The sequence below is a fragment of the Clostridioides difficile ATCC 9689 = DSM 1296 genome (assembly GCF_001077535.1).
In the GTDB taxonomy this organism is placed as follows: Bacteria; Bacillota; Clostridia; order Peptostreptococcales; family Peptostreptococcaceae; genus Clostridioides; species Clostridioides difficile.
Map to the genome: position 1 here is coordinate 3,724,844 of NZ_CP011968.1, position 23,979 is coordinate 3,748,822.

The 23,979-nt window shown below is 28.2% G+C and carries 23 protein-coding genes and 2 pseudogenes; 3 read left to right on the top strand and 22 right to left on the bottom strand.

The annotated features are described in order from the left end of the window. Positions 1–6: 6 nt before the first annotated feature. From CDIF1296T_RS17255 to pdxR, 13 genes and pseudogenes are all read right to left on the bottom strand, one after another. Complete coding sequence (locus tag CDIF1296T_RS17255) at positions 7–381, bottom strand: hypothetical protein (RefSeq protein ID WP_003437295.1); 375 nt, start codon at positions 379–381, stop codon at positions 7–9. 256 nt (positions 382–637) lie between these two features. Continuing rightward, a pseudogene (locus CDIF1296T_RS20110) lies at positions 638–1,215 on the bottom strand (accessory gene regulator ArgB-like protein). Between the two features lie 58 nt (positions 1,216–1,273). Next, positions 1,274–1,414 (bottom strand): cyclic lactone autoinducer peptide, encoded by a 141-nt coding sequence (locus CDIF1296T_RS17265; RefSeq protein ID WP_003437290.1) that lies wholly within the window; start codon positions 1,412–1,414, stop codon positions 1,274–1,276. A gap of 11 nt (positions 1,415–1,425) precedes the next feature. Further along, positions 1,426–2,742, bottom strand: coding sequence for an ATP-binding protein (locus CDIF1296T_RS17270; protein WP_009898495.1), 1,317 nt, complete (start codon positions 2,740–2,742; stop codon positions 1,426–1,428). After that, entirely contained in the window at positions 2,736–3,446 is a 711-nt protein-coding gene (locus CDIF1296T_RS17275) for a LytR/AlgR family response regulator transcription factor (RefSeq protein ID WP_003437285.1), read from the bottom strand. The genes CDIF1296T_RS17270 and CDIF1296T_RS17275 overlap by 7 nt, the downstream gene beginning before the upstream one ends. Before the next feature lie 438 nt (positions 3,447–3,884). Continuing rightward, positions 3,885–4,460, bottom strand: a complete 576-nt coding sequence (locus CDIF1296T_RS17280; protein ID WP_009898497.1) for a DUF1062 domain-containing protein — start codon at positions 4,458–4,460, stop codon at positions 3,885–3,887. 292 nt (positions 4,461–4,752) lie between these two features. Continuing rightward, complete coding sequence (locus tag CDIF1296T_RS17285) at positions 4,753–5,031, bottom strand: CD3324 family protein (protein WP_003437274.1); 279 nt, start codon at positions 5,029–5,031, stop codon at positions 4,753–4,755. A 308-nt stretch (positions 5,032–5,339) separates the two neighbouring features. Continuing rightward, positions 5,340–6,101, bottom strand: a complete 762-nt coding sequence (locus CDIF1296T_RS17290; RefSeq protein ID WP_009898500.1) for an epoxyqueuosine reductase — start codon at positions 6,099–6,101, stop codon at positions 5,340–5,342. A 168-nt stretch (positions 6,102–6,269) separates the two neighbouring features. Then, positions 6,270–8,333 (bottom strand): collagen-like exosporium glycoprotein BclA3, encoded by a 2,064-nt coding sequence (bclA3, locus tag CDIF1296T_RS17295; protein ID WP_076633461.1) that lies wholly within the window; start codon positions 8,331–8,333, stop codon positions 6,270–6,272. Positions 8,334–8,399: 66 nt separating this feature from the next. Then, complete coding sequence (locus tag CDIF1296T_RS17300) at positions 8,400–9,476, bottom strand: tetratricopeptide repeat-containing glycosyltransferase family 2 protein (protein ID WP_009898508.1); 1,077 nt, start codon at positions 9,474–9,476, stop codon at positions 8,400–8,402. A gap of 311 nt (positions 9,477–9,787) precedes the next feature. Continuing rightward, complete coding sequence (gene clpP / locus CDIF1296T_RS17305) at positions 9,788–10,372, bottom strand: ATP-dependent Clp endopeptidase proteolytic subunit ClpP (protein WP_003436212.1); 585 nt, start codon at positions 10,370–10,372, stop codon at positions 9,788–9,790. After that, positions 10,369–10,851 (bottom strand): helix-turn-helix transcriptional regulator, encoded by a 483-nt coding sequence (locus tag CDIF1296T_RS17310; protein WP_009891821.1) that lies wholly within the window; start codon positions 10,849–10,851, stop codon positions 10,369–10,371. Before CDIF1296T_RS17310 ends, clpP begins: the two co-directional genes overlap by 4 nt. Positions 10,852–11,049: 198 nt before the next feature. Next, entirely contained in the window at positions 11,050–12,465 is a 1,416-nt protein-coding gene (gene pdxR / locus CDIF1296T_RS17315; protein ID WP_009898511.1) for a MocR-like pyridoxine biosynthesis transcription factor PdxR, read from the bottom strand. Positions 12,466–12,579: 114 nt separating this feature from the next. On the opposite strand from pdxR, the gene CDIF1296T_RS17320 reads away from it, so the two are divergent. Next, positions 12,580–13,248 (top strand): phenylalanine--tRNA ligase beta subunit-related protein, encoded by a 669-nt coding sequence (locus tag CDIF1296T_RS17320; RefSeq protein ID WP_009891824.1) that lies wholly within the window; start codon positions 12,580–12,582, stop codon positions 13,246–13,248. A gap of 175 nt (positions 13,249–13,423) precedes the next feature. Here CDIF1296T_RS17320 and CDIF1296T_RS17325 read toward each other — a convergent pair whose 3' ends face one another. Beyond that, positions 13,424–13,942 (bottom strand): nitroreductase family protein, encoded by a 519-nt coding sequence (locus CDIF1296T_RS17325; protein WP_003429152.1) that lies wholly within the window; start codon positions 13,940–13,942, stop codon positions 13,424–13,426. A gap of 151 nt (positions 13,943–14,093) precedes the next feature. On the opposite strand from CDIF1296T_RS17325, the gene CDIF1296T_RS17330 reads away from it, so the two are divergent. Then, a complete protein-coding gene (locus tag CDIF1296T_RS17330) occupies positions 14,094–14,417 on the top strand; it encodes a winged helix-turn-helix transcriptional regulator (RefSeq protein ID WP_003436216.1) in 324 nt (107 codons plus the stop codon). Between the two features lie 4 nt (positions 14,418–14,421). Here the strand turns inward: CDIF1296T_RS17330 and CDIF1296T_RS17335 are convergent, their stop codons facing one another. The 3 genes and pseudogenes from CDIF1296T_RS17335 to CDIF1296T_RS20235 form a co-directional block, all read right to left on the bottom strand. Then, positions 14,422–15,006 (bottom strand): DJ-1/PfpI family protein, encoded by a 585-nt coding sequence (locus CDIF1296T_RS17335; protein WP_003436217.1) that lies wholly within the window; start codon positions 15,004–15,006, stop codon positions 14,422–14,424. A gap of 48 nt (positions 15,007–15,054) precedes the next feature. Then, the gene (locus tag CDIF1296T_RS20030) at positions 15,055–15,321 is read right to left on the bottom strand and encodes an Lrp/AsnC ligand binding domain-containing protein (protein ID WP_009891831.1); all 267 of its coding nucleotides are present in this window, start codon (positions 15,319–15,321) and stop codon (positions 15,055–15,057) included. A 54-nt stretch (positions 15,322–15,375) separates the two neighbouring features. Beyond that, a pseudogene (locus tag CDIF1296T_RS20235) lies at positions 15,376–15,510 on the bottom strand (Lrp/AsnC family transcriptional regulator); the annotation flags it as partial. An 881-nt stretch (positions 15,511–16,391) separates the two neighbouring features. Here CDIF1296T_RS20235 and CDIF1296T_RS17345 point away from each other — a divergent pair. Continuing rightward, positions 16,392–17,930 (top strand): ABC-F family ATP-binding cassette domain-containing protein, encoded by a 1,539-nt coding sequence (locus CDIF1296T_RS17345; RefSeq protein ID WP_009898515.1) that lies wholly within the window; start codon positions 16,392–16,394, stop codon positions 17,928–17,930. Positions 17,931–18,201: 271 nt separating this feature from the next. Here the strand turns inward: CDIF1296T_RS17345 and CDIF1296T_RS17350 are convergent, their stop codons facing one another. From CDIF1296T_RS17350 to CDIF1296T_RS17370, 5 genes are all read right to left on the bottom strand, one after another. Then, positions 18,202–18,915 carry a response regulator transcription factor gene (locus CDIF1296T_RS17350; RefSeq protein ID WP_009898517.1) on the bottom strand — a complete coding sequence of 238 codons (714 nt, stop codon included), beginning with the start codon at positions 18,913–18,915 and terminating at the stop codon, positions 18,202–18,204. Between the two features lie 447 nt (positions 18,916–19,362). Further along, on the bottom strand, positions 19,363–20,742 hold the full coding sequence (locus CDIF1296T_RS17355) for an MATE family efflux transporter (protein ID WP_009898519.1): 1,380 nt from the start codon (positions 20,740–20,742) through the stop codon (positions 19,363–19,365). Between the two features lie 284 nt (positions 20,743–21,026). Continuing rightward, a complete protein-coding gene (locus CDIF1296T_RS17360) occupies positions 21,027–21,821 on the bottom strand; it encodes an ABC transporter permease (protein WP_021359900.1) in 795 nt (264 codons plus the stop codon). Then, the gene (locus CDIF1296T_RS17365) at positions 21,818–22,672 is read right to left on the bottom strand and encodes an ABC transporter permease (protein ID WP_009893957.1); all 855 of its coding nucleotides are present in this window, start codon (positions 22,670–22,672) and stop codon (positions 21,818–21,820) included. Before CDIF1296T_RS17365 ends, CDIF1296T_RS17360 begins: the two co-directional genes overlap by 4 nt. Beyond that, positions 22,659–23,654 carry an ABC transporter ATP-binding protein gene (locus CDIF1296T_RS17370; protein ID WP_009898521.1) on the bottom strand — a complete coding sequence of 332 codons (996 nt, stop codon included), beginning with the start codon at positions 23,652–23,654 and terminating at the stop codon, positions 22,659–22,661. The genes CDIF1296T_RS17365 and CDIF1296T_RS17370 overlap by 14 nt, the downstream gene beginning before the upstream one ends. Between the last annotated feature and the right edge of the window lie 325 nt (positions 23,655–23,979).

Genomic DNA, 23,979 nt, shown 5'->3' on the forward strand with positions numbered 1-23,979 from the left:
TTAATACTAATTTAAAGTTGCATATGTTTTAGCATTATTCGTTGAACCTTCATACCTTATATAGTATGTTCCTCCTGATAAACTAACTTTTGAAGAAGCATTTGCTTCATGTCTTTTTACAATTCTATCTGGGCTAGATCCTGAGAATCTTTCTGTTAGCCTACAAGAAAATCCCCCTTGAGAATCTGTCGTTTTAAAGGTTCTACTTCCAGAAGTGTATACTGAACTAGATATAATATTGTTTTTACCTGAAAAAGCTTTAGATATTAAAGCATATGTGCTAACCTCATCTGCAAATACAGATGTCCCTAAACTTGATACAATTATAGTTCCTATTGCAAATGTAACTCCTAACTTTTTAATTTTTTTCTTCAAATTCATTGTATGTATCCCTCCCCTTAGTTAATATAATTTTTATAAAAATGTAATTTCAAATTACATTTTCATACTATCGTATTAACTTTTACAATTCAATACTCTGTTACAAACTGGTTATTAAGTGAATCTATTTGTCCTTTGATACAACCCACAATAGATTCAACTATATTTAATAAGTTCAAATACTTACCTTGACATTATTTTTTTAAAGTTAATATTAATTAGTGAAGTTAATTAATTTAGAAAATGTTTTATAATCTTACTGATCACTATTAACCTTCATTCCAATATATATTAATATAGCAATCCAATATATAGAAATTATTGCATAAATCATATATTGCTGAAAAATATTAAGTATTTTACATAAAATAATTAAACATATTATTACGAATAGTATTTTTTGCACAGTCTTTCTATAATGCTTTTTCTCACTTTCACTAAGAGGTTTGTTTCTATGTTCTAAAGGAGCTAACTTGTAAATTGTTAGTATACTAATAATCATTAATAATACTAATAAATACTTATATTTATATCTATATTATTAGCTGAAAAAATAGTTATCAAATAAATAACTGCAAATGTTAATGTACACTCTTTATAATTCCTAGCATGATAACCTCCTGTGAACTGTCTTAAAGTGCAATAACAACTTAAAAATATAACTGTATGTATAAATCTATCAAAAATAATTCCTATAAATAATGCTACCAAAATATTAACTATGAAATAAATCAAAGTTTCAAATCCATATCTATATATTTCAAAATCTTCACTTTCTACAATCTCATTATTAACTAATATATTGGCAAATTTATATGATAATCTTTTAAACATATTTCCTCCTCAACATGTAAAACCTCTCCTTTAATAAGAAGAGGTCCTTTTATTAATGTTATTTTTTTAGTTTTTGTAAAGCTTGTGGCTCTTTTGCCTGATGTGCTACCCAAGAACTTGCACTGTTTGCTGATAATACAGCTATCCCAAAACTTAATGCTGAGATGTTTTTAAGTAAGTTTAACGCTATTTTTTTCATTTTGTACTCTCCTAACTTTTTATTGGTATCATTATTTTTAATATAAACTCATTATCTGAGTAATTAACTATTGTTTCACCACCATATTTATTTACTATATATTTAATACTAGCAAGTCCTATTCCATGTATCTTATTATCATCCTTACTAGTTTGAATACGTTTATCAATAAGTTTAATATCATTTACCTTAGTATTTATAAATTTTATTATTGCAAATTTATTTATATATGTAGCTTTAACTTCTATTCTTTTTTCTATCTCATTATTTATATCCATACATGCTTCAATTGCATTATCTAGTGAATTTGCAAATATTGAACATATATCATTATTTTTAATAAAGTTTAATTTAGATATATTTATGTTATCTTCAATTTGAATATCATACTTTTTACAAATACTTATTTTTTCTGCTAAAATTAAATCTAATGTTTTATTTCCAGTATTTTTAAAATGTTCAAATTCACTTATCTGAAACTCTAAGTTATTTATATATGATATAATTTCTTCTTTAGTGTCATAATTTTTTATACAAATCATATGGTTTTTCAAGTCATGATAAACATATTTTAATCTATCATGAACTTCGTTTATATTTTCATAATTCCTGTAGTTTGTTTTTATTCTTTCATTTATAAGTTCATACTCTAGATTTAATTTATCGTCTTGTACAATTTTCCCTATTACTATTAAAAGTATTATACTTGATGATAAAATCAATAAAATTGCAAATATAAATATAAATAAGTTTTCTGTAGTAATTGTATTGACTCTTAAATTATATTCAAATATAAGTAATAAGCTAACTATATTAGATAATATAGGTATTCCTATTAGTATCATATCTTTAGGTTTAAAATCTAAAGATAATTTAAAATACTTAAACAATATAAAACCTATAAATAAAAATACCTTTGACATAATAATAGCTTGTATTCTAAATAAGTTTTCATGTTGTGTTATGTTAATATTATTTAATTTATTTATAAATACTACTAGACCTACTGCAGAACCTTCAGCAACCATTAATCCTAGCCAAAACAATAAACTAACTATTATACTTTTATAGATTTTATCTTCATATGATGTTATATAAAATGATATTCCTATTACCATACATAGAAGAATCTTAATATTTGGAAACACTTTAACTACATTTATGTATGCCATAAATATAATTATAATTATTGTTGTAAATATATATCTTATATTAGATATTTTCCTCTTTCCAACTAAGTGGATTACTAAAAAAAATATAATCCAATCTATAGTACCTGAAACTAAATTAATAATATTCCAAAATCCTACACTTAAATTTGTTAGCATACTATGTCCCCTAATATATTAGTTATCGCAAGCTTCAAGCCTTTAACCCTATATTTACTTATTGGAATACTTTTTCCATCTACTATAACAGTACTTCCACTCATTGATTCTACTAATTTTAAGTTAACTATATAGCTATTATGACATCTAAAAAATCCATATTCATTTAATATCTTTTCTATTTTAGATATACTCATTTTAGTAATATACATATCATCATGTGTATAAATCAATATATTCGGTCTATCTGTTTCTATATAAGTAATAGAATCTATTTTAATTCGGTCTACATAATTTTTTACATTTATAGTTAAGTAATTATTTCTCTTTTTCATCATCTCATTTATACAAGGTAATACACTTTTAGAAATTTTTTCTTTATTTATTGGCTTTAGTATATATCTGTATGCTTTTACCTCATAACCTTCTTGCATAAACTCTACAAATGAAGTAACAAATATTATTTCTAACTTATGATCAAACTCTCTTATCTTCCTAGCAGTATCCATACCATTTATTGTTTTCATTTGTATGTCCATAATTAATATGTCTAAATCTTTAGGATAGTTATTTAGTAACTCTTCTCCTGCTGAAAATTCATATATGTTATAATTTATAGGATATGAACTTAATATTTCACTTAATATATCTTTTATTTTTATTCGATAATGTAGTTCATCATCACATATTCCTATATTAATCACAATTCTTAAACATCCTTTCTTATATATTTTTAATAAAAATATATAAATTTCTATTCATTTTACATATTTTAACATACTTCTGTAGTAAATAGCTATTTAGATTTTAATTTTAGCTTTTTGGACATTAAGTATTACTTTTTGGATTTGCAATCTATTTTGATTTTCATTATAATACAATTTTTTAATATATATTAAATATATTTAGGGATTTTAATAAAATATTCCTCGAAAAGTTTTTAATATCTAGTTTTTGTTAAATAAAAAGTATGCACCTTCCTTTTTATAGTAATGTTTTAATTATCGCTATAAATTTGAAGAATACACACTTTATTTTAAATACTCATATAAAACATATTAAAAAATAGTGGCTTTAAATTTTTTAAAGTCACTATTTTTTTAAATGATGTTCCTGAAAATATATTAAGTTAGTTATTCTAATCAATTTGAAGACTTTTGCTTCTCCTTGCCTATATCTAACATAATTTCATAATTTAATTTACCTTTCTTTAAATCAACTCCTGAGTTACTTCTAATAATCCCACAATCCAACATTTCGTCAAATACCTTCCTAGATAAACCTAGTTTCTCACGTAATAATGTTGATACCTTTAACTGACATGGATATTTACTAATAATATGAACTTGTGTAAGGTCATTAATATTAATTTCTTGTCCTACTATTTTATACTCTGGAATACCAACTTCTGCTCCATTTCTATGTAAAAGTTCCATATTCATAGCATATTGCTTAACAAGATTATAATCATTTGTATGGAATTGTTCTAGTATTTCTGGATTTAAGCTTTTTGGATTAACACGAGAATATATAGTTGAGTTCCATGTTGAATCACAATTTGAACACTTGTATATTAACCATATATCCAAATATTTATGTTGAGCATTAACCCTAAATAAACCTGAACAAATATATTCAGTCTTTTTTCCACATTTTTTACAATACCTAATTACAGGTAACTGGGAGATATATTCCACCTCCCAAGTAATTTTTTTCATAAATGCAATTTCCTTTCTATAAGATTACTAAATTAATAGAAAGTTATGAAAAGGTGGAATATAATCAAGTATTTTTTTCAAAACAAGACCTCCTAATTTTAATAAATTTTAATTTCAAACATATAAAAAGCTACTACTTCTTATTAGATACTTTACAACCAGCTTTGTTAGCTACTGTATAAGTTATTGAAATTACTTAAATTATATCATCCACTTAAAAGAAACTATACCTCAAACACTTTTATCAAAAGAAAATGAGCCAGTATAATTATAAAACTATACTGGCTCATCCTTAGATATCTTTTCTTTTTTCTTGTAATACAATTCTTTGGATACTTTTCAAAGATAAATAATACTTTTCCGATAAATATTGCAAATCATATCCAACTTGATAGTCTTCGTAAATCTGCATATTTCTAATTGACAACTCTTCACGAGTAGGTGTATTACTTCCCCATTCTTTTTTATTATTAGATTTTCTAGGAATATAGATACATTCACCATCTACATATTCCTGTATTAATTCAAGTAATTCTTCTGGTAATATATGTATTGCTTTTTTATAGCTCATTTTGCTCTCCTATTAAATAGTAATTTTTCATTAGGAATAGCAAAGGGCTATTTATATATTAAATTTCATAGTTGCAATAGCCCTTGCTATGCAAAAATAAAGATTAAATCAAACATAAAATCTCAACCCTCCTTATATATCACAGCGATACATATAAGTCTATCAACAGTATAACTGGTTGTCAATCAACACAAATTATTTATCCATTTTTTAAACACATTTATTTAGTTTTTATATTATATTTATTTTGATAACTAAAATTTTTTCATTATAAACTATCTTTAAAATTATTAGTCAACTTAAGTCCATTATCTTGATGGGTTTATTACTGAACAAGGAACTCCAACTATACACTTTCCACAAATATCACATCCACCTATATAAGTGTATTTTTTTTCATTTATCATACACATTTCATAACACTTATTCCTATTAAATCCATCTTCTTTTAAAGCTTCTTTCACGCATTTATTGACACATTTTTTGCAACTATTATTATGTTTATACAAGCAGTATTCATTTTCTGGTCTTTTAGTTGGCTCTAATTCTAAACTTGTGATTATGCTTCCTATTCTTCCACAACACCCTTTTTCTGTAATAAGCATATTATTTAAACCAAAAGTTCCAAGACCTGCTATGAATGCTACATGTCTTTGTGACCAGTCACTTACCAATTTTTCACTGTCAAAATTATACGACCCAGGAATAGCATATGAATTAGCCCCTATCTTCTCTAGTTCTTCACATAAGAAATCATTTAAATTTGAAATCAACATATTAGTTTCTATGTACGCTCTTGCCCATATTTCAGAACATTCAAACCCTCCAATATTACTATTATTTACACTTTCATCAAAAGGTATAAAATATGTAATTATAGTTTTTCCATTTTCCAGAAAATCTTTTGGCATAGCATGAGATGTTCCTACAACACTTTTTAGCTTCTGAAACATATCATCTTCAGCAGATGCATAAGCAAACAAAAGTTCTTGCCACTTTGTAGTTATATTATTTGATTTATGATAATTTTTTACAAAGTTGTTCATTGATATTTCAATCTTATTTTTCATAGTATCACCCCTAGATAATTCTATATTTCCAATTTAATGTTATTATTTTATATTATATAATAGTATTTTATAATATGCGCACTAATTAATATTAAAACTATGTTCATCAATCATTCTTAAAAAAGCTCCTAATATCAATACGATATTAGAAGCCTTTTCTTATCTAATCTAATTTATTGCAATTCCTGCACTTGCATATCCTGCTACAGTATTAACTAATGAAAGACCTGAAGCTGTTGCAGTAAATACTAGTAAGAATCGAGTTTGCGCTGTTGCTGCTATATTTAATCCTGTTACAATTCCACTAGAAATTGAACCAACTGATAATATACCTGTAAGTGGTGGAGCTAGTGTAACTGTCGCTCCTGGTACAGCTGTAAATGAGTTATTTGGTGCAGTAGATTGGTAAAGTGTTGCTGTAATTGTAATTGTTGAACCAACAAGTGAAAGTGCTGCTGTTGTACTGAAGTATGCTGAAATAGATGTTATTGTTCCATCTCTTGGCATTGAAAATGCAAAGTTAGTCAATGTTCCTGCTGCGTTTGTAAGGTCTATTACTCCACCAACTATACTTAATCCTGGAGCTGAACTACCAAATCCAACAAATCCAGGTGTACCTACTAATCCTCCAGCTATAGTTGTAAGTGATAGTGGTATACCTGATGCAAAAGGTATTATTGCACTAGCACCTGTTGCTCCTGTTGCTCCTGTTGCTCCTGTTGGGCCTGTTGCTCCTGTAACTCCTGTTGCCCCTGTTGCTCCTGTTGGACCTGTTGCTCCATCTGCCCCTGTTGCTCCTGTTGCTCCTGTTGGACCTGTTGCTCCATCTGCTCCTGTATTTCCTGTTGCTCCTGTTGGACCTGTTGCTCCTGTTGCTCCTGCCACTCCTGTTGCTCCTGTTGCTCCTGTTGGACCTGTTGCTCCATCTGCTCCTGTATTTCCTGTTGCTCCTGTTGGACCTGTTGCTCCATCTGCTCCTGTATTTCCTGTTGCTCCTGTTGCTCCTGTTGGACCTGCTACTCCATCTGCTCCTGTATTTCCTGTTGCTCCTGTTGGACCTGTTGCTCCATCTGCTCCTGTTGGACCTGTCGCTCCTGTTGCCCCTGTTGCTCCTGTTATTCCTACTCCTGTTGGGCCTGTTGCTCCTGTTGGACCTGTTGCTCCAGGTGTTCCTGCTGCTCCTGTTGCTCCTGTTGGGCCTACTAATCCATTTGCTCCTGTTGCCCCTGTTGCTCCTGTTGGACCTGTTACTCCTGTTGCTCCGTCTGCTCCTGTTGCCCCTGTTGCTCCTGTTGCTCCTGTTACTCCTACTCCTGTTGGGCCTGTTGCTCCTGTTGGACCTGTTGCTCCAGGTGTTCCTGTTGCCCCTGTTGGACCTATTAATCCTGTTGCCCCTGTTATTCCTATTCCTGTTGCTCCTGTTGGACCTGTTGGGCCTGTTATTCCTATTCCTGTTGCTCCTGTTGCTCCTGTTGGGCCTGTTACTCCATCTGCTCCTGTTGCCCCTGTTGGGCCTGTTGGGCCTGTTACTCCTGTTGCTCCATCTGCCCCTGTTGCTCCTGTTGCTCCTGTTGGACCTGTTATTCCTATTCCTGTTGCTCCTATTGCCCCTGTTGGACCTGTTGCTCCAGGTGTTCCTGTTGCTCCTGTTGGACCTATTAATCCTGTTGCTCCTGTTACTCCTACTCCTGTTGCTCCTGTTGGGCCTGTTGGACCTGTTACTCCAAATCCTGTTGCCCCTGTTGCTCCTGTTGGACCTGTTATTCCATCTGCTCCTGTTGCTCCCGTTGGACCTGTTGGACCTGTTACTCCATCTGCTCCTGTTGCTCCTGTCGCTCCTGTTGGGCCTGTTGGACCTGTTACTCCAAACCCTATAGCTCCTGTCGCTCCTGTTGGGCCTGTTGCCCCTGTTGCTCCTGTTGGACCTCTTAATCCTGTTGCTCCTGTATTCCCTGTATTTCCTGTTGGGCCAGTCGGACCGGTTGGTCCTGTTGGGCCTGTTGCCCCTACTCCTGGACCTGTTGGACCCGTTGGACCTGTTGGGCCGGTTCTACCTCTTGGACCCATTGGGCCTGTTGGACCTACACATGATGGTGGACAGCAATGATGGCAATCACAGCTATTATAATCATCACGACCATTGTTACAATCATCATATTTATCATAGCCATTGTTGTAATCATTATCATCAAATGGTCCAAAATATTTATTTCTACTCATTATTAAAAGCACCTCCTGATATATTTGAGCTTTTAAGCTCTATATATAATATGTCAAATTTAGTATGATTGTGACCTATCAACTATTTTTAAATTTACTAAAATAATTTTCATTGTGCAAAACAGCACTATCGTTAGGTTTGATTTCTTTTGTTTTTTCATGATAATAAATAGCTTTATCTGATTCTCCTAACCTGTCATAACAGACACTTAATTGTATAGATGGTATATATCCATAACAATCATTTGACTTAAAACCTCCATTAGTATCATTCTTATCTCTTGTTAATGCTACCTTATACCAAAAAATGGCTTCTTTATATTTTTGTCTATCAAACATATGCTTTCCTATGTCACAACAAATTTCTGCTCTTGGCTCATCAAATTCGAAACTTCTAAACAATGAATATAATGCACTTTTTTCATCATTAATTAAGTAATAACATGTGGCTAAATCTCTGCAAGCACTGATACAATCCTCAATCCATCCTCTTGATGAGTCTAAAAACTTAGTAAAACCTTCTATTGCTTCTTTATACCTAGCATTATAGTACAACTCTCTAGAATAATAGAATTGGTGTCTTGGCTCCAATGTTTTTCCTTCTGAAATCATTTTTTCAAAAATTCTAAGATTTCTTAGAGGGTCCTGTCTATGAAGCTTTTTATGAGATATTGCAATGTCAGAATAAAATACCTCTCCAAAAAGAGGTACTACTTCATGAATAGGGTCAACCCATTTATGATTAGAACTTCTTTTAAACAATCGTTCTCTATAATACGAGAGAGTTGGGTTACCATTTTCATCAAAGGATACATTGTATTTTGCCATAACAATATCAATGGAAGTATCCAAGCTTTCTTTAATCTTTAATAATTTTTCTCTATCAGCTTCTAAAATTATGTCATCTGCATCAAGCCACATAGTATAGTCTTTAGAAGCTTTAGAAAATGAAAAATTTCTTGCAGCAGAGAAATCATCTATCCATTCGAAATCGTACACCATGTCTGTATATTTTGAGACTATTTCTTTTGTGGAATCTGTAGAACCGGTATCTACAATTATAATTTCGTCTACTATATCCTTTACACATTCTAAGCATCTGCCTATAACTTCTTCCTCATTCTTAACAATCATGCACAAACTTATTGTAATCATAATGTACAACTCCTTTGTCTTCTATATATTGCAGACATAAGTAATATATGGTATTTTCTCTTGTTTTGTTATTAAATTTATAAAAACTTTTGACGACAGAAAGTTACTAAAGAACCTTATCTTTTATGTATTTTTTATAGTAGAATTTATTAAACTTGAAATTTGGTAATAATTGTTGAAATGATAAAACCATATTTAATTTCATACAAAAAAGAGTGTCCCATAAATTAAAAAGTTCATTTTGAGACACTCTTATTTAATATTATATATATACTTGTAAAACAGACATTTTAATATGATACTTTGATACTTTATTCATTCCTATTCATTATATAATCAATCAGCCCGTACTCTTTAGCCTCTAGTGCAGTCATAAAATTATCTCTATCTGTATCTCTCCTAATATCTTCTATTGATTTACCTGTATTTTCAGAAAGAATTTTATCTAATCGTTCTTTTATTTTCAATATATTATCTACAGCTATTTTTACATCAGTTGCTTGACCTTTAGCTCCTCCCATTGGCTGATGAATCATAATCTCTGAATTGGGTAAAGCACATCTTTTTCCATGTGTTCCTCCTGCAAGTAAAAAAGCACTCATGCTTGCAGCCATACCAATACAAATAGTCGATACATCACATCTGACATAATTCATAGTATCATATATAGCAAATCCTGATGTAGCAGAGCCACCAGGGCTATTTATATATATAATTATATCTGAATCTGGGTCTTCTGATTCTAAAAACAGTAATTGAGCTACTACTAAACTTGCAATAGCATCATTAATTTCTTCTCCTATAAATATAATTCTATCTTTTAATAATTTTGAATATATATCATAAGACCTTTCCCCTTGACCTGTTTGTTCAATTACATGTGGCACTAAACTCATGCTACTTTCACCTCACAATTAATATTAAAGTTCAGATAAGAATTGATTTCATCTCTTCTTTGTTTATAATTCATATTTGCATAAGAAATACATTTTTCGCTTTGAATTTGATGATTTAGATTTAAAACAAATCTCTGTTGAATAGGATAAAATTCATCTTTATTTCTATATACTTGTGGAGATTCTTTATATAAATTTCTAAATGCTAGTGTAAAAGATTGATGTGTAGAATATCCTACTGTAATAGCTATGTCTATAATATATTTGTCTGTAAATATAAGTTGTCTAGCTGCTTCAGTAAGTCTCCTCCTCTGTATGTATTGATGGATAGTACATCCTACAACATTTGTAAACATTCTGTGTAAATGGTATTTTGAATAATTAGCAATATAAGCTATTTTATCTAAATTTAGATTTTCTGTAAGATTTTCTTCTATATAATCAATTATCTCCATAATAACATCTGTATTTGTTTTCAACTCTATCCTCTCCTTTTAAGTATTATAACCTATGCAAAAAGTTTTTTCTTAATATAAATTGCTATCTTAATTTAGTGTATAGCAATAAAGTATCGATAAAAAAATATCAGGTATTTTTATACAAAAATATTAATATATATTTCTTTTAAAGTTTAAACTTAATTACATCTATTATATGTAGATTGCTATATGTTTTATCTATGTACCTTGATTCATATGTATTATTTTGCTGAGTATTTTTACACCTTTTTCAATTTCATCAAAACTAAGATGAGCATAACCTAGTATAATTTCATGGTCATATTCTAATATATTCTCAATTGCATATTGTTGTATAGGATAAACTTTTATACCTGCTTCAAAAATTTTATGAATTAAACTTTCCGTAAATTTAACATTATAGAAATGAGCAACTATATGAAGCCCTGCTGCTTCACCTTTTATTTTAAATTCATTTTTAAATTCCGTGTTTAAAACTTTTATGAGGTACTTACGTTTTCTATTGTACAACTTCTTCATTCTAAATATGTACTTCTCTAAACCTCCATTTCCAATAAATTCAGCTAATACATGTTGCAATATTGTTTCTGTATGAACATCAGAGTACATTTTTAAGGTTTTATAGCTTTCTAAAATATTGTCTGGTAATAACATAAATCCAACACGAATAGCTGGAGATAATATTTTACTAAAAGAACCTATGTAAATTACTTTATTTGGGCTAAGTTCATAAAGAGAACTAATTGGTTGACCCTCATATCTAAATTCACTATCATAATCATCTTCAATTATATAGTAATCATTCTCTGTTGCACATTTAATAAGCTCTAGTCTTCTTTGAATAGGTAAAATCCCTCCTAATGGGTATTGATGAGAAGGTGTAGTATAAACAAAAGAAATCCCTTTTATTGATTTTATTAAGTTGGTATTCATTCCCTTATCATCTACTTTAATTCCAACAACTGAATATCCAATAGATGAAATAACCTTTAATAAGCCTTTATGAATAGGGTCTTCTACAGCAACCTTTTTATTACTTTTGTATAAAAGCTGTGAAATTAAAGATAAACCTTGTGTTGAACCAGAAACAATCATAATGTTTTTGGGATTACATCTAATTCCTCTAGTACGAAATAAATACTTAGATATTTCCACTCTTAAAACCCATACACCAGCTGTACTTCCATATCTGAAATCCGAATCTGATAAATCATACAGTATTTGTTTATATAGCTTTGAAAATTCTTTGCGTGGAAATAGTTTTAATTCTGGAACTCCTGAACGAAAATCTATATAATTTTTTTGTTTATTAGTATGTAAATCTTTTTCATCTCTAAAAGTATCATTTAACTTAAAATCAACTTTATGCCCTGATATTCCTTTAGCTACAATTGTTCCATATCCATTCCTTGTTTCCAAATATCCTTCTGCAATTAATTGATTATATGCATCTAAAACTGTATTACGAGATACAGATAGTTCTTTTGATAAAGTCCTAGATGATGGCAGTTTTTGCTCAAACTTTAAGCTTCCATCCAGAATCATATCTTTTATCTCACAATAAATTTGTCTTGATAATGATATATTACTATTTCTATTAATCGTAATCCACATTCTAATACCTCCAAAAGTGGTTCTATAAAATTACTATAAAAATGGAACTACAAAATCCACTTTTAATTTGCTAAGATTATATCATAAAATATAAAATAAAAAGGAGTCTATATTATGTTAGAAATATCACATAAAGTTAAAGAAATTTATCCCAATATTAAATTTGGAGTTATGGTTATAAATATTACACATTCAAAACCTAATAAAGAAAATTTTTTAGTTCTTAAAAACTCTACAATTAAAAATATTATAGAACAACACCCAGAATACAATCGTAAAGAAAAAATTAAAACAGAGCCTGTTTCAAGTTATATAAAGTATTATAAAAAATTCAAGAAAACTTACCCTGTATTGCTTCAATTAGAATCTATTCTATTAAAATCAAAAGGTATCCCAGATGTAGGTGTAACAATTGAGTCAATGTTTTTAGCAGAATTGAAAAATCTTCTTCTAACAGCAGGTCATGACCTTGATAAAATGGAATTACCTTTGAAAATAGAATTAGCAAATGGAAGTGAACATTTTTATGGTATAGGTGGTAAAGAACATATTTTAACAAAAGATGATTTATTTTTATCAGATAATATTGGTATATTATCTAGTATTCTTAATGGCCCTGATAATCGAACAGCTATAACAAAAGATACTAAAAATATTATGTATTTTGTATATGGACCTGATAAAATATCAGAAAAGCAAATTCAAGACCATTTAAATGATATAAAACACTATATTTCAAGTGCTTTTCCAGATTTGAAAGTTAATTCAATTGATATATTTTAGTTAATATATTAAAATCCTCATAAATATTTTGAATAAATAAATTAGTGAAGTATACATTCTAGTTAAACTAGATATACTTCACTAAAATTAATTATATGTAGATATTATTTATTTTGAATTTTGTTTATAATAAACACTTTATTACATTTATCCTATGAATAACTTAATTTTATAATTAAAGAGTTTCATAAGAAACAATTTCACTTAAAGGAACACGAGTTTTTTCATGTCTCTCTGGGCTCTCTGGTATCTTAGATTCATATCCCATCAATAATATATTTATTGGTTCTAGATTATCTGGCAAACTAAACTCTTCTCTAATTATATCTGGATTAAAATAGCACACCCAAACACTTGCCAATCCAAGTTCAGTTGCCTGTAACATCATATGGTCTGTAACTATACTTGTGTCAATATCTGTAAGTTGTTTCCCATCAAAAGGTCTTGTCCAAACTTTGTCTTTATCTCCACATACAAGAATTGCTAATGGCGCATCATATATATTGGCAGCCTTAGAAAGTTTATTTATACCTTCTTTTTCCTGAATAACAATCAATCTTTGAGGTTGACGATTACCACCAGTTGGAGCTATTCTTGCAACATCTAAAACCTTCTCAAGTTTTTCTTTTTCAACCTTTCTATCTTGATAATTACGGCAAGAATATCTTTTTTTTGCAAGTTCAACGAAATTCATTTATTTACCCCCTATTGTTTTATTAGGCTAAGTTGATGATTTATTTAACCTATGCTATAATTTTATCACTATGGTACTATATTACAATAATGCACTTTTTTGTAATATAGTACCTAAAAAGATACTTTAAAATAAATAAAGGAGCCCAAAAATGAAAAAATGTTTAGATAATTACAGTTGCCCAATAGAAGCAACACTTGCATTGATTGGTGGTAAATATAAGACACTTATACTTTGGCATCTTAAAGACACTATATTGAGGTTCAATGAATTAAAAAAATTAATTCCTAAAGCAACGCCTAAGATGTTAACTCAACAATTACGTGAATTAGAATCAGATGGTTTAATTATAAGAGTGGTTTATCCTGTTGTTCCTCCAAAAGTAGAATACTCGCTATCTGATTTTGGAAAGAGTATTATTCCAATTTTAGATTCCATGTGTGACTGGGGTTCTGATTACTTAGAAAATCTATAAACCATTACAGTTTAAATCCCATTGCTAATTTAACTTCATCCATTTGTTCTTTAGATGTCAACATTTCTAAAAGCTTAAAAGCTACATGTGGAGCTGTTTCTGGACAATATGAGGTTATAATATTTTTATCTACAACAATTGGTTCATTAACTACATTTACATCAAACTCACTTAACTGTCTTTGTCTTTTACCATTTTTCAAATGATATGTAGTAGCTTTACGATTTTTTAAAACACCACTTTTTCCAACTGGCAATGCTGCCACACAAATAGAAGCGATTATTTTTTCTTTTGAATTAAACTCCCTTATTAGATTTAAAAAAGATGAATCATATGCTTCATCATAAAATCCAAATTCTTCAAATCCTCCAGGAATAGCTAGAGCATCATAATCATCAACACATACTTCTTCTATCGTCTTATCAACTAATACTTGTATATTAAATGTGCTCATAACTTGTTTTTTAAATCCACAAGTCACTACATCAATATCATGCCCATAATCGTTACGAGCCCATCCCATAACATCTACAAATACACTAAATTCCATAGTTTCAAAACCTTTTGCTAAAAAAACTAAAACTTTCATATTCTATTTTCCTCCTAAAATATAATTAACACTTTACTAGTAAATTATTTAAAAAATATCTTTTATTGTATTAAATTCTTCTTTAATTGTAGATAAAACAATGGTTGTATTAGCTTTTTGAATCCCCCCAATTTCCTTCAAAGTCACTGATATAAACTCTTCAAGATTACTTGTATCTTCTGCTAATACTTTTATTAAGTAATCATACTCTCCTGAAATATGATGACATTCTAATACAGTATCATATTCCAATATAGTTTTCTTAAATTCTTTCATACTTTTAGATAAATCAGTATTGATAAATATAAAAGCCAAAAGCTTATATTTTGTTTTTTCCCGATTAATTTGAATAGTGTACTTTTGAATTAAATTTGACTGCTCAATTTTCCTTATACGCTCTGAGACTGCTGGTACTGATAAATTAATTTGTCTGCTTATTTCAGAGGTTGAAGCCCTACTATTCTTTTTTAGAGAATTAATTATTTTTAAATCTATTTCATCCAGAGCTACTCACCTCCTTAATTATTTAATACAATTTTAGCTAATAATTTACATTAAGTAAATAAATTTAATCATTTCAATAAAATTTAATACAAATATGTTATTTTTCCTTAAAATTTTAGTTTTCTTTAATCAAAACACATATAATACTTAAAATTATTTAAGTTGAATTAATGTTTTTATTTTGTATAATATATTAGAACCTTAATATATCATTGAAAATTCAACAATACTAGACATATACTTCTACATGTTGTAATATTTATGAAAATAGTATCCCTATATCAAAATTATAAAACTCATAATCTTAATTTTCTTATAGACTATAAAATTTTATTGATAGCGAGTCTTCAAATAACTTTGTAATGATAGATTTACTAAATTAATATAATAATAGTAAATATAACTTTCTTATTGACTATAACTAAGTATTATGATAACATAACTTAAGCTATAATTAATAAAACGTATTTTAAATAAATAAGATAATCCACAAAGTACAAAAGTACAATTTAAATATAGATAAACTAGAATTAATACTAAGATTAGGATGTGAATAATTATGATTTATATAGAATTAGTTAAACTTGTTAGAAAACTTAACTCTACACAAATGTATACGATGAAGCGTTGTGTAGAGGTTAATCTGAAAGCTTAAAGCTTTCTATCTTCATCGGCAAATATAGGTTTAGTATAGTTTTTTGGCTATGCTTATTTAAAATTACCTATTTGCCGATAGATAATATAGATTTTCTGGTCATAGACAACAATGCTTGTCTATGACCTTTTGTTTTTCCAAAAGCAGAGGTCGGCATTTTACAATGCCATTCCTCTGCTTTTTTTATTTCCATAAATTTTTTAATAAAAGAAAAGGAGTTTGAATTATGAGTTTATTAAAAGTAACTAATTTATCACAATGTTTTATGGATAAATCACTGTATGAGAAAGCTAACTTTGATTTATTCAAAGGTGAACATATAGGTGTAGTTGGCCAAAATGGTACAGGTAAAAGTACATTAATTAAAATTTTATTGGGAGAAGTTGTTCCAGATTCAGGAGAAATCAAGTGGCAACCTAATATCAATATAGGCCATTTAGACCAATATGCAGAAATCAATAGAGATACAACAATATCACTCTATTTACACACTGCATTTGAGGAACTTTATAAAATAGAAAAGGAAATGAATCTACTCTATCAAAAAAGTGCTATATCTGAAAATGGGCAATATCTAATCAAAGCATCAGATTATCAGGAACAACTAATAGCAAATAATTTCTATTCTATAGATAATGAAATAAATAAAATAGCAAATGGTCTTGGATTAGATTCAATAGGAATGAATCGTGTTGTTGGAGAGCTTAGTGGTGGTCAAAGGGCAAAGGTAATTTTAGCAAAATTACTACTTTCTAACCATGATGTTCTATTATTAGACGAACCAACAAACTTTTTAGATAAAGAACATGTTGAATGGCTCTCAAATTATTTAAATACATTTAATGGGGCATTTATTGTAGTTTCCCACGATTTTGACTTTTTAGAAAAAATTTCTACAGGTATTCTTGATATAGAATTTGGCATGATTAAGAAATATCATGGAAAATATTCAGAGTTCCTTAAACAAAAATCACATTTAAGAGAAGATTATATTAGAAGGTATCAAGCACAACAAAAGAAAATAGAAAAAGAAGAAACATTTATACGTAAAAATAAAGCTGGAGTAAATTCAAAAATTGCAAGAGGAAGACAAAAACAATTGGATAAAATAGAAAGAATAGCTCCTCCTAGTTTTACAGGAAAACCAAATATTCAATTTTCAGAAATTGAAATATCGGCTCAAAATGCTCTTACTATAACAAATCTTGAAGTTGGATACTACTATTCTTTACTTCCAAAATTAAATTTTTCTGTTGATGGAGGTCAAAAAATAGTTATAACTGGTTTTAATGGAATCGGTAAATCTACCTTGTTAAAGACATTAGTAAAAGATATTCCTCGTATATCTGGAGATTTCCAGTTTTCAGAACAAGTTAAAATTGGTTATTATGAGCAAGATTTAAAATGGGAAAATCCTGATAAAACCCCACTTCAAATAGTAGCAGATAAATATCCAAAATTAAATACAAAAGAGATTAGACGTCATCTAGCCAGATGTGGTGTGAAGGAAGAGCATGTTTCAAGGAGTGTATCTACTTTAAGTGGTGGTGAACAATCTAAGGTTAAATTATGTTGTATGATGTTATCTCCTTGTAATTTTCTTATTCTGGATGAACCAACCAATCACTTTGATGCAGAGACAAAGGATGCTTTACAAAATGCTTTGAAACAGTTTAGAGGAAGTATAATCCTAGTTTCCCATGAAGAAAAATTTTATAAAGGTTGGATTGATAAAGTATTTAATATAGAAAAACAATTAGTATAAGTTTATACACAATATACAATATTATTTAATTGGTATTTCAATGCAAATTTTAATGTTCTAGTTAATGTTTCACTGCAAATAAACTAAAAAAATTTTATTAGAACATAAAGTACATTACCAGGATATAAACTTAATGAGGCTATCTCAAAATAGAGATAGACCTCTTCTTCATTGTTGAGATAACGAAAATACATTTGATTTCACCCATAAAAGAATGCCTCATTAACTAAAAATTCAACTTGAGATATCTTCATTAATATTAAAATCTATTCTAATCGATTCTATTCACAAGTTTATATCCTAGTCCTTTAACTGTTATAAGTATTTTAGGATTTGAGGGGTTATCTTCAATTTTTTCTCTTATATGTCGTATATGCACCATAATTGTATTGTCACAAATACTACTATATACTCCCCATACTTGTTCATAGAGTCTTTCTTTTCCTATAATTTTATTTACATTTTTAGCCATGTAGCTTAAAAGATGATACTCCCTTCCAGTTAACTCAATCTCATTTCTATCTTTATATACACGGTTTCCTTCTATATCAATAGTAATATCTCCTATTTTAATAACTTCACTATCTGATGGTACAATGCTTTGATACTGTTGTCTACGTAATTGCGCTTTAACTCGAAAAGCAATTTCTCTTGGACTGAATGGCTTTGTTATATAGTCATCTCCCCCACTACTAAGACCTAGTATTTTGTCAATATCATCATTTTTTGATGATAAAAAAAGAATAGAACAGTATGAAAACTCTCGAATTTTTTTACACACTTCTATACCATCTATATCTGGTAACATTATATCAAGAATGACAACATCTGGACATGCTATCTTACACAGCGAAATAGCATCTAGACCATTATAAGCTTTAATAATGTTTTTAAAACCATCATTTATGAGTACTTCTTCAATTAAATCTACTATATCCTTTTCATCATCAACAAGTAATATTTTTTTATTAAAACATGTATCCATATTGAAATCTCTCCATAAAAATTTATTATATTCTAATCTTGCAGTATCACTATCTTGTTTTTTATATTCACTACTCTTGCTTTTACATTACTAATAGTAACATCTCTAATAGACAAATTCAATCACTATGAAAATTAAGATAAGTTTCTTTAAAATAAAGTGTATGATACATTAAAACCTATAGAAAATTAATTTCATCCAAAGTTTATAATATTAGACTAATACACTTACAGATACAGATTAATACAATAGTAAAATAAAAGGAGTTGTCTTAAAATTGACTTTTTCTAATCAAACTTTAAGTTCAACTCCCTTTTAAACTTTTATATGTTATTTTTATTAATTCTTTATATCAATTATAACTTTAATTTTCAATAGTATATATCTACCACTAATTGAATTACTTATTAAAACATAAAATATCTATCTAAGCTATTTATTTAATATCTACATATATTTATATCTATTCTTATACTTAAATATACAAAAAACAGTTAAAAATAAGGTTAAAATCTCAGCACTTGGTACTGCTAACCATATCCCATTTATATTTAATATATTTGGCAATATCAATAAACCTATAGTTATAAATCCAAATGTACGTAGAAAAGATAATATTGCAGACACCTTTCCATTTGATAATGCTGTAAACATAGATGAGGTAAAAATATTATATCCACAAAAAATAAAACTAAAAGAAAATATATAAAATCCGGACCTTGCAATTTCATAAACTCGGCTTCCTCTTTGAGAAAAAGTCTCTACAATGATTGGTGAACATGATATAGAAAAGATAAATACCAATAAAGATGCTACTGAAATAAATAATATACAAATCTTAAAAACATGATTTAACTGCGTATTATTTTCACTTCCATAGTTATAACTTATTATTGGTGCAACACCCATTGAGAAACCTATATAAAGCGAAGTTAAAAGAAATTGAGAATAAATAATTATTGTAATAGCTGCAACCCCATCTTCACCAATTAATTTCATCATCATAGCATTAAATAAAAAAGTAGTAACTGCTGTTGATAGTTGACCCACCATTTCAGATGAACCATTAAAACAAGCTTCAAATAATATTCTTTTATCTAGTCTAGGTATACAAAATTTAAGTAACCCTTTATTTTTTGAAAAGAAAACCATACCTGAAATGGTAGGAATTAGGTATCCTACTCCAGTTGCAAGTGCTGCTCCACTAATACCCATTTGTAACAGAACAATGAACACATAGTCAAGAATTATATTAGCACACCCAGCACCTAACACTAGCCATAATCCAAATTGAGGCTTTCCAGCTGTTACAAATAAACATTGAAATAATACTTGTAGTATATTTGCAGAAGCAAAAACCAAGATAATAAAAAGATATGAACGACAATATTTAATTAAAACTTCACTTGCTCCTAACCATATAATGATATAATCCATAAATACAATACCTATACCAGTAATTATTACCCCAATTACAACTCCTGATAATACGATTAAAGAAAAAGCTTTATTTGCTCCCTCAATATCACCATTTCCCATCTTACGTGCTACAATAGCACTTCCTCCAGTGGCAAGCATAGTTCCAATTCCAACTATAAGATTAATAATTGGACATACAATATTAATTGCTGATAGAGCATTTGTATTAATAAATCTTGATACAAATATAGTATCTACGATTGTATACAACCCCATAAAAATCATCATAAAAATAGTAGGAAATGCAAACTTCAATAGAGTAAATAAATTAAATCTTTGTGCCAGTAAATTATCTTGCTCATAAAGATTATCTTGTTCATGATTTTCTGAATAATATACATCACTCATTTTGTTTATTTTTCTGTACATTAATTATTTTTAAAATATATTCCAAACAATTAGACATTTACAGACCTCCTTTCTGCATAAGAATTATATCTAATTATTTGGATATAGTTTTAATTAATCTTGCTTTTTTACACAATTATATTTCTACTAAAGAAACTTTTAAATTCTTACTTTAATAATTTTATAGCTTTCAGTGCCTTTAGCGCAAATACTTGTTCACATAGTTTAGTGTCATATGAAACGTATTTATATATAGTTATACATTGTTTATTTTTACTAATTTATTAACTACTTGCACTTTTATAATGTCTCATACCTAACTTCCAAAATCTCCACATAAACAATGTAAACAAAAATACAATTAAAATTGAGTATATTAATCCATTAATTGTTATTGTCCCAGCCAAAATTTGAGTCGGAATTGTCGACATAATTCCATATGGTAAGATTAAATAGAATAATACTTTAAAAACACCTTCATATATTACACCAGGAATTTTCATATTCATTGGCAATAAATTATCTTCTAATCTCATTATCGCAGAAGATGATATAACAAAAAATGAAACTGTTCTAAGTATGATACATACATCATAAAAAAGTAATGTCATCAATAACACCATGAAAATATATATTATTATCATAACTAAAGTTATCTCTGAGTTTAACTCAGATATTCCATATAAAACAATAAGTATACTTGCTAGAATTAATGGTGATGAACCAATATTAATATTTTCAAATGTTAACCTAAATAGTGGATCTAATGGTTTTGTAATATAGTAGTCTAATTCTCCTTCTTGGATTTTTCGTGGAATATCATAAATACCAAAAAAGAAAATCGTCATATTTATCGCATTTATTAATGAGAAAGTTCCTATAAATATTAACATCTCTCCTTGTTGCCATCCCCCTATTGAGTCTACATGAGAATATATACTATTAAACATTAGAAGTTGTAATATAAATAATGAACTATCTACAAAAAATGCTCCAAAAAAATCAAATCTAAATACCATCATCTTTGATAATTTCATTTTTAATAACATAAATATTATTTTCAAATTTTTTTTCATCATATACCCACCCCATCAAATAATGTTCTCATTCTTTTATACATAACTTTATTTACTACAGAAAAAAATAAAACCCATAATGCTAGAATAATTAATCCTTGTATTGCCTCATTGCTGTTTCTACCTATTAGTAACATAGATGGCAAATATGTTGTATAATAAAATGGAAATACCTTCATAACTGTTACTATAGTTTCTGGTAAGAGTACAAGTGGTATCATTGTTCCTGTAATAAATTCAACAATATTTTCAATTATCATTCTAAAAAAACTAATCTCAAGAAATTTAAATGACAAAATCCCAATAAAGAAGTGGAGTTTCATCATAAAAATAAACCCTAGAAAAATCATCAAAATTGAAATTAATATTTGAACTGGATTTGATGTAAAGGCAAAATCTATTTTAAATATAAAAATCCATACAAATGCAGAAATCATATTAAATACAAAATAAAAACATGTCATTCCAAAATTTTTAGCAATAAAATAATTTTGAACATTAATTGGAATAATCATGTACTTTGAAAAGGTGCCCAATTTTACACGATTACATATCTCTTCACTGGTACTCTTTGACATATCAATACCTGCTAAAAATGAGCTTATTATATAGTAAGATAACATAGAGTTAAATGTAAAACCAGAGACTATTTTATTTTCACCAAAAATTGCTTTCCATAAAATATAAGCAAATAAAATTTTTACAATCGTAAACACCATATTAACCACCACATCAAATCTCCAGATAAGTTGCACTTTAAAATTAATTTTGGCTACTTCATAATACCTTCTAATACTCTGTTTAAATTTATAAAACATTGAATAATTTGAACTTGCTTCATTATAGTTGCTCATAATACTCATCACTTCCTTTCTTATATATTCTCTCTACAATACTACCTATATCTTCTTCTTCAATCATTACATCTTTAACATCATATTTATCAAAAATCCATTTAATCGTTTCATTTCCTCTTTCTTTTGGCACAATTACTGATATCTTATGATTTGTTTGTTCAACAACTTTACAATCTTTTGGAAATACAATGTTAGTTTCATTGGAAAAACTAACTGTTATTTTTTTATATTTTTGAAAATGATTAAATAGTTTCTCTGTAGAACCATCATATATTTTACGGCTATTTTCTACAACAATACTTCTACTACAGAGACTCTTAATATCTTCCATGTAATGAGAAGTAAGTATAATAGTAGTTCCTTTTGTTTCATTTACTTCTTTTAGGAAATACCTAATTTGTTTTTGGGCTATAGCATCTAAGCCTATAGTTGGTTCATCCAAAAATAATATTTTTGGATTATGTAGAAGGGCTACTATTAGTTCCATTTTCATTCTTTCTCCTAAAGAAAGCGTCCTAACTTGAACATTTAAATAGTCAGATACCTCAAATAATTCGATAAAGTAATCCAAGTTTTTTTTATATTCTTCATTAGATATATCATATAATTCTTTAAATAAAAGAAACGTATCTGCTGGTGTCAATTCAAAGAATAGTTGACTTTTTTGGCCCATAACAACAGCATATTGTTTTTTAAAATTATTTTCTAATTTGTTAGGGTAATAACCCATAACAGATATTTCTCCAGAAGACGGTACAATAATACCAGTTAACATCTTAATAAGAGTAGTTTTGCCAGCTCCATTTTGACCTATTAATCCAACAAATTCTCCTTCTTCTATCTTTAAATCAAATGACGATATAGCTGTTTTTTCTGTATATTTCCTATTAAATAAAGACTTTACACTCCCCATAAATCCTGCCTTTTTCTCAAATCTTCTATAAGATTTAGTCAGTTCATTAAGTTCAATTATACTCATTTTAACTACCTCCATATTTCATAATTTATATAAAAAAAGTCCACAGGTATATATCTGCCTTTTTCTGTGCTTATATTTAACAGCACAAAAACAGAAAACTCCTGTGGACTAGAAAAATTAATACTCTCTATTTCAAAATAGTTATCAAAATAATACTATACAAAATTAATAAAAGTGTAGCAGATTAAAGCCTACTACACCATAATTTAACAAAGTAATATATATTTTAAATACTATTTGTTGTCATATGTCAGTTATCTATAAAGGCAGAATAAGACACAAAAATTAAATGTATTAAAAATACACTTAAAATTTCTGATTATAC